Here is a 6,804-nt window from a genome sequence, read left to right as displayed (position 1 = left end):
TCAGATGTGTATAAGAGACAGGAGCTTCCCGGCACGGTCATGAAACGGCCCCCGTCAGCGGGATAGCTTGTGCGCCAAGGGTTCACCGGGCTGATCGTCGGCCAGGGTGAAGTAGCTCTCCTCCTCCTGCAGAAAATGCAGGCGTAGCAACGCGTGCAGCCCGTACAGGCACGCGAGGAGGTCGTCGACCTGGTCGGGGCCGATCCCTCCGCCGCCTTGGGCCAGCGCCAGGTGGGCGCCGATCCGGTCGGAGAGCCGCTGAATTTCCGCGTGGGTGCGGCTCATCGGGGCGGTCGCTTCGCTGGTGCGGAGCGGGTGCGCGAGGGCGGGGTAGAGCTCCGTCTCCTCGGCGCGTTCGTGCGGGAGTATCCGCTCGACGAGCACGCGGTGGGCCTGGCTGATCGCCGCCAGGGCCGACTCGTCGGCCGCCGCGGCCAACCGGTCGGCGGCGGCCCGCAACGAATCCACAGAGTCGCGAAGTTCGTCGTGTTCGGCGTCGAAGCGCCGCAACATCTGTTCGGTCGGTGCGGGCAGGTCCACCTCGATGCCGGGATTGCCGCGCAGGGCGCGCAGCGCGTTGAGGATCACCGCGACGTCGATGGCCTCCTGCACCAGCGCCCCAACGGCGGGCGGCAGCCACCCGAAGGCGGCGACGACCATCGCGACCAGCGACAGCGCCATCCCGACGACCGCGCTCTGCACGGCGATGCGCCGCGACCAGCGGGCGATGTCCATCGCGTCGGCGAGCCGTTCCAGCCGATCGGTGGTCAACACGATGCCGGCGGCCTCCGAGGACGCGGTGGCGCCGCGGGCGCCCATCGCCACCCCGACGCTGGCCGCGGCCAACGCGGGTGCGTCGTTGACGCCGTCGCCGACCATCACCGTTACCGCGCGCTCCCGCTCCGCGCGCACGGCGGCCACCTTGTCCGCCGGGCTTTGTTCGGCGCACACCTCGTCCAGGCCCAGCACGGCGCCCACCTCGCGGGCGGGCTCAGCGCGGTCCCCGGTGAGCATGACCAGCCGGTTCAGCCCGGCGTCCCGTAGCCGGCGCAGGGTGCGTGGCGCGTGCCGACGCAGCGGGTCGCGCAGCAACACCGCGCCCGTGGGGCGCCCGTCGAGGCAGACCCAGGCGATCGCGGCGCCGTCGAGCAGGGCGCGGTTCACCACCGCCCGGGCCCATTCCGGGTTGGTGTCGCGCGCGAACTTGCCGACGTGCACGCGCCTTCCGTCCAGCGTGGCGGTGACGCCTTGGCCGGGTTCCTCGACCACGTCGGTGGGCAGCGACAGCGGCAGACCGCGCGCCCGCGCCGCGGTGACGATCGCCTCGGCCAACACGTGCGGAGACATCTGATCCACCGACGCCGCCACCCGCAGGATCTCGATCGCGTCGTGGCCGGGCGCGGCCGCGACGTCGACGACCGCGGGCTGACCCATCGTCAGGGTGCCGGTCTTGTCCATCACCAAAGTCGTTGCGTGCCCGAGGTTTTCCAGGGCACCGCCGCTGCGGATCACCACGCCGCGGCGCGACGCCCGGGACAGCCCGGACACGATCGCGACCGGTGCCGCCAGCAACAGCGGGCACGGCGTCGCCACTACCAGCACCGCGACCGCCCGCACCGGCGAGCCGCTGGCCAGCCACGCCGCGGCGGCCACGCACAGCGTCAACGGCAAGAACCACGCCGCGTACCGGTCCGCCAGCCGCACCACCGGCGCGTTCTGCGCCCCGGCCTCCGCGGCCAGCCGGACGATCTGCGCGTAGGTGCTGGCGTCGGCGGTGGCCGTGGTCTGCATCTCGAAGGCGGTGCCGGCGTTGACCACCCCGCTGCGCACCGGCTCGCCGACGCCGCGTTCCACCTGCAGCGGTTCGCCGGTCAGCACCGATTCGTCCAGCACGGCGACCGCATCGGAAATGCGTCCGTCGACGGGCACAACTTCGCCCGGGCCGACCACCAGCACGTCGCCGACCGCCACGTCGTCCAGCGCGATGACGTCGACGGCCGAGCCGACGCGGCGGCGCGCGAACCTCGGCGCGTGCTCCAGCAGCGCCCGCAGATCATGGGTGGCGCGGCGCTCGGCGGCCGCCTCCAGGGCCCGTCCGCCGGCCAGCATCACCGCGATCAACGCGCCGGCGAGGTACTCGCCCACCAGCAGCGTGCCGACCAATGACAACACCGCGATCACGTCGACCCCGAAGCGGCCCCGGCGCAGGCCGGCCAGCACCCACACCACCGCGGGCACCACGGAAACGACCGTGCCCGCGATCCAGCAGCCGTCGGCGACCCGCGGCGCCCCGGCCAGCCAGGCGATACCGCCGGCCGCCAACGCGACCACCGTCACCGCGGCAAGGGCGGGCTCGACCCACCGAGCGGGCTCGCGTGCCATGCCTGTCAGCCTGATCGCGCGTCCGGCCAGCGGCTAGGGCCGGATGGACGCGGATTGGGGACTCAGGTCACTAGAAAGGGCCGCCGCCTTGTGGCGAGCATGGTGCACGTGACTGAAATATCTTCGGCTGGGACCATGCCGATCTCCACCATCACGGGGGACCCGGTGGCCCGCGTTCCCGCGGACGCCACCATCGCCGACGTCGCCAGGGCCATGGTCACCTGCGACGTGGGAGCCATCGTGATCGGCGACGACGCGCGGCCGACCGCTCTGGTGAGCGAGCGCGACATCGTGCGTGCGGTCGCCGCCGGGCGCAATCTCGCCACCGCCGCGGTGTCCGAGTTGGCCAGCACCAAGCTGGTGTGGTGTGACGCCGACGCCTCCGTCGACCAGGTCGCCGCCAGGATGATGGACCGCTACATCCGGCACGTGCTGGTGCAGCGCGACGGCGCGCTGGTCGGCATCGTCTCCGCCCGCGACCTGCTGGGCGTCTACACGGCTTTCGATTCGTAATTCAGGCGGCGTCGCGTCAGGAGCTGAATCGCTCGAAGCGGGTGTCGGATCGCAGCAACACCGGTGACGCGGCGCTGGTGCGCGCCAAGTTGTCCATCCACATCAACGCTTCGGACAGCCCCGCCATGACCGCCACTTCTCGCTCCCCGGTGAGGGTGGCGTACTCAACGGCCCACACCTCCGAGGGCCACTTCTCGCTGCCCATAGCACACATCTTCCCCTAATGGGCGCCGACGAATCTGGGAGTCCGCTGTGTTCAGAATTTGTGCCGGCTGAGGCAGCGCTATGCCCGTGGTGAAAGGCCTGCTCAGCGGCGGCTGTTCGCGGGCTGCGGGGATTTTCTGCGGGTTTCGATCATGCGATTGCGAACGATGTGTTCGACCAGGATGGGCACGAAGGTCTGGACCGGTGCGTCGACGAACTGTTGGGCGGCTTCCTCGCACCAGCTTTTGATCTCGGCGGTCCGGCGGTCGTCGTCGAGCCCCTCGTGCTTGGCCAGCTTGTCGGCGACGTCGGCGACCGACCGCGCCACGGTCGCGCGGCCCACCGGCACGCCGTCGGAGTCGGCGGGTGTTCCCGCTTGCTGTAACGCCTGTCGGGCGACGTCCTCGCTGGTGTCCGGCCGGATCACGTGCAGGGTGAGGTGATGCCCGTTCTCCCCGATCAGGATGAGGCTGGCCGGCTCGTCGCTGGTGAAGCCCAGCAACTCGATGGTGTGCCCGCCCACTTCCGCCAACGGCGGCGTCTCGTGCCAGCCGTTGCGGCGGTAGCCCACCAAGGCCACCTGTCCCAGCCGGTCCGACATCGACGTGACCAGCTCCGGCAATTCGTCGACCAGGCTGGTCGACCGCGGCCACCACGCCCCGTCGAGATGTTCCGACACGGATCGATAGGGCTTGAGCTGCAACCGATTGTCGCGCTCCATTTCCACCACCTGCTCGCTGACTCCGCGGGATGCCGTCGTGGAAAACGGTACGGCCGCCGTGGCCAACCCGCGACTCCGACGGGTGTACGCACCGTATACCGCGCATGAACAACGCGTAACCGCAGCCGTTTTGGGCCGACCGGAGCCGACCGCGGCTCAACGGGTGCCTTTCGTCCCTTGTGAAATGCGCTCGCATTGGCCACCGTTGCGCTATGCGATCCGCTTATCACCAGCAGTTGGGCGAGTTGAGCGTCCAGCTCAGCGAGATGTGCGGGCTGGCCAACGAAGCCATGCGCCGAGCCACCGAGGCGCTGCTGGAGGCCGACCTCGACGCCGCCGAAGCGGTCATCCGCGACCACGACCGGATGGTGGTGATGCGCGGGCGAGCGGAACGCGAGGCGTTCGCCTTGCTGGCGCTGCAACAACCGGTTGCCGGTGAGCTGCGGGCGATATTCAGCGCGATCCAGATCAGCGCCGACATCGAGCGGATGGGCGCGCTGGCCGTGCACATCGCCAAGATCGCCCGGCGCGAGCACCCGAATCGCGCGCTGCCGGAGGAAGTCCGCGCGTGTTTCGCCGACATGGCGGAGGTGGCGATTAGCTTGTGCGCCAACGCAAAACAGGTGCTGGCTTCCCAAGACCCGCAGCTGGCCGCGCGGCTACGCGAACAAGACGACGCGATGGACGAGCTCTACCGCCGGTTGTTCAGCGTGCTGCTGGATCGGGATTGGACGCACAACATTCCCGTCGCCGTGGACGCGGCGTTGCTGGGCCGTTTCTACGAGCGCTTCGCCGACCACGCCGTGGAGGTGGGTCGCCGCGTCATCTTCATGGTCAGCGGCGACCTGCCCACGCCGGACGAGATAACCACCTACTGACAGGCGGGTGAGCTTGACTGAGAAGATGGGTGTCGTGCAGGTAGCGCCCCACATTCAAGGTCGCCTGTGGCGTCACGGTAAGCCGCAGGACGAGTTTCAGTTCGCCGACATCTCCGAGTACCTCCGCGAGCCCGACGCCCTGGTGTGGGTGGATCTGTGCGAGCCGGACCACGACGCGTTGTGCGGCTTGGCCTCCGAACTCGGGCTGAACACGTGGGCCGTCGAAGATGCCGTGGCGGCCGCCGAACGCGTCAAGGCCACCGCGTACGAAACGCACACGTTTTTCACCGTCTATGCCGTACACGTCGCGGCGGAGGTCACCGACGAACCGCAACGAATGCTTTCCATGCAGCGGATTTCGGCCTTCGTGCTGCCCCGCGGCCTGATCACGGTGCGCCTCACCCCCGACTTCGACATCGCCGCTGTCACGCGGCGCTGGGAGGAGATCGGCGCCCAGCAGTACGGGGTGGGCGCCCTGGTGCATGGGCTGCTGGACGTCGTCGTCGACAGTCATTTCGCCGCGGTCGAGGCCCTGGACGACTGTGTCGAAGCCATCGAGGACGAGCTGTTCGACGGCAGACCGCGCCAGGCCAGCTTCCAGCGCAGGACATTTCAGATGCGACGAGACCTGGTGGGCCTGCGGCGAGTGGCCCTGCCGATGCGCGAGGTGGTCAACTCGATCCAGCACCACCGCCACGAGGTCGGCACCGCCCCGGAACTGGACCCGTTGTACGCGGACCTCTACGACCACGTGTTGCGGGTCTCGGAGTGGACGGAGTCGTTGCGCGACATGGTCACAACGATCTTCGAAACCAACCTGTCGCTGCAAGACGCCCGGCTGAACACCATCATGAAGAAGCTGACCGGGTGGGCGGCCATCATCGCCGTCCCCACCGCGATCACGGGCTTCTACGGGCAGAACGTGCCCTATCCGGGCTTCGGCCACCTCGCCGGGTTCATTGCGAGTACCTGTCTCATCTTCATCCTGATGGTGGTGATCTACGTGATGTTCAAACGTCGCGACTGGCTATGACCGCCGACGCGGATCTTCGGCCGGACTCCGCGGCCTTGAGCGCCAAGCTCGTCGCCGCCGCTCCGGTCGACGAGGTGCTGCGCCGGCTGGGCAGTTCCGCCGCGGGGTTGTCGGGCGCGCAGGCGGCCGCGCGGCTGGAGCGCTACGGACCCAACGCGGTGCGCACGCATCACGTCAATGTCCTTGCGGTGCTGGGTCGTCAGCTGCGCAACGCCGTGCTGATCCTGCTGGCCGGCACCGCGGTCGTCTCGTACTTCCTCGGCGACAGCATGCAGGCCGTCATCATCGGCATCATCCTGGTGGCCAGCGTCGGCCTGGGGTTCATCAACGAATACCGCGCCGAGCGGGCGGCCGCCGACCTGCATGCCAGCGTGCACCACAACGCCGTGGTGCGCCGCGACGGGCAGTTCGTCTCGCTCGCGGTCACCGCGCTGGTGCCGGGGGACGTGATCCGGCTGTCGCTGGGCGAGGCCGTGCCGGCCGATGTCCGGCTGATCGAGGTCAACGGTTTGGAGTGCAACGAAAGCATCCTGACCGGGGAATCGACCGGGTCGGAGAAGTCGCCCCAACCGGTGCCGTCCGAAACCGGCCTGGCCGACGCGACCAACCTGGCCTTCATGGGCACCATCGTCAGTGCGGGCGAGGGCGTCGGGGTGGTGTACGCGACCGGGAAGGACGCCGAATTCGGCCGCATCGCAGCGGGTTTGGACGAGCGCCAACCCGAGACCGGGTTCCAGGTGGGGCTGCGCCGGTTCTCCTATCTGCTGCTGCAAGTGGCGGTCGCGCTGATGGTGGTCATCCTGATCAGCAACCTGTTGCTGCGCAAGCCGATCATCGACTCCGTGCTGTTCTCGCTGGCGATCGCCGTCGGCATCACCCCGCAGTTGCTGCCCGCCGTCGTCAGCACCGGCCTGGCGACCGGATCGCGGCAGCTGGCCAAGGCCAAGGTGCTGGTGAAGCGGTTGGTGTGCATCGAGGACCTCGGCGACGTCGACATCCTCATCACCGACAAGACCGGCACGCTGACGGAAGGCCGGATCCGGTCTGTCTCTTATACACATCTGACGCTGCCG

At 69.2% G+C, this 6,804-nt stretch carries 7 protein-coding genes; 4 read left to right on the top strand and 3 right to left on the bottom strand.

Annotated features, from left to right (window positions below):
- Positions 1 to 54: 54 nt before the first annotated feature.
- Positions 55 to 2,382 carry a heavy metal translocating P-type ATPase gene (locus WU80_RS23580; RefSeq protein WP_055405508.1) on the bottom strand — a complete coding sequence of 776 codons (2,328 nt, stop codon included), beginning with the start codon at positions 2,380 to 2,382 and terminating at the stop codon, positions 55 to 57.
- A gap of 108 nt (positions 2,383 to 2,490) precedes the next feature.
- Between WU80_RS23580 and WU80_RS23575 the strand changes: the two genes are divergently transcribed.
- A complete protein-coding gene (locus tag WU80_RS23575; RefSeq protein ID WP_055405512.1) occupies positions 2,491 to 2,895 on the top strand; it encodes a CBS domain-containing protein in 405 nt (134 codons plus the stop codon).
- A gap of 16 nt (positions 2,896 to 2,911) precedes the next feature.
- Here the strand turns inward: WU80_RS23575 and WU80_RS23570 are convergent, their stop codons facing one another.
- Positions 2,912 to 3,100, bottom strand: a complete 189-nt coding sequence (locus WU80_RS23570; protein WP_055405509.1) for a hypothetical protein — start codon at positions 3,098 to 3,100, stop codon at positions 2,912 to 2,914.
- A gap of 102 nt (positions 3,101 to 3,202) precedes the next feature.
- Entirely contained in the window at positions 3,203 to 3,820 is a 618-nt protein-coding gene (locus tag WU80_RS23565; RefSeq protein WP_055405513.1) for a DUF5994 family protein, read from the bottom strand.
- Positions 3,821 to 4,032: 212 nt separating this feature from the next.
- Here WU80_RS23565 and phoU point away from each other — a divergent pair, with 212 nt between their 5' ends.
- The 3 genes from phoU to WU80_RS23550 all read left to right on the top strand — a co-directional run.
- The gene (gene phoU / locus WU80_RS23560; RefSeq protein WP_055405510.1) at positions 4,033 to 4,698 is read left to right on the top strand and encodes a phosphate signaling complex protein PhoU; all 666 of its coding nucleotides are present in this window, start codon (positions 4,033 to 4,035) and stop codon (positions 4,696 to 4,698) included.
- A 34-nt stretch (positions 4,699 to 4,732) separates the two neighbouring features.
- A complete protein-coding gene (locus tag WU80_RS23555) occupies positions 4,733 to 5,731 on the top strand; it encodes a magnesium transporter CorA family protein (protein ID WP_067815977.1) in 999 nt (332 codons plus the stop codon).
- Positions 5,728 to 6,804 (top strand): HAD-IC family P-type ATPase (locus WU80_RS23550; protein ID WP_156371842.1); only part of this gene is annotated, 1,077 nt, incomplete at its 3' end. The genes WU80_RS23555 and WU80_RS23550, both read left to right, overlap by 4 nt.

Source organism: Mycobacterium sp. UM_11, assembly GCF_001414075.1.
Classification (GTDB): domain Bacteria; phylum Actinomycetota; class Actinomycetes; order Mycobacteriales; family Mycobacteriaceae; genus Mycobacterium.
The sequence above is the reverse complement of the archived record's forward strand: the minus strand, read 5'-3'. Positions and strand labels throughout refer to the sequence as shown.

Excerpts from the sequence above, each read along its gene's own strand:
- phoU (WP_055405510.1), top strand. The coding sequence starts at position 4,033 with ATGCGATCCGCTTATCACCAGCAGTTGGGCGAGTTGAGCGTCCAGCTC.
- WU80_RS23565 (WP_055405513.1), bottom strand. The coding sequence starts at position 3,820 with ATGGAGCGCGACAATCGGTTGCAGCTCAAGCCCTATCGATCCGTGTCG.
- WU80_RS23580 (WP_055405508.1), bottom strand. The coding sequence starts at position 2,382 with ATGGCACGCGAGCCCGCTCGGTGGGTCGAGCCCGCCCTTGCCGCGGTG.
- WU80_RS23570 (WP_055405509.1), bottom strand. The coding sequence starts at position 3,100 with ATGGGCAGCGAGAAGTGGCCCTCGGAGGTGTGGGCCGTTGAGTACGCC.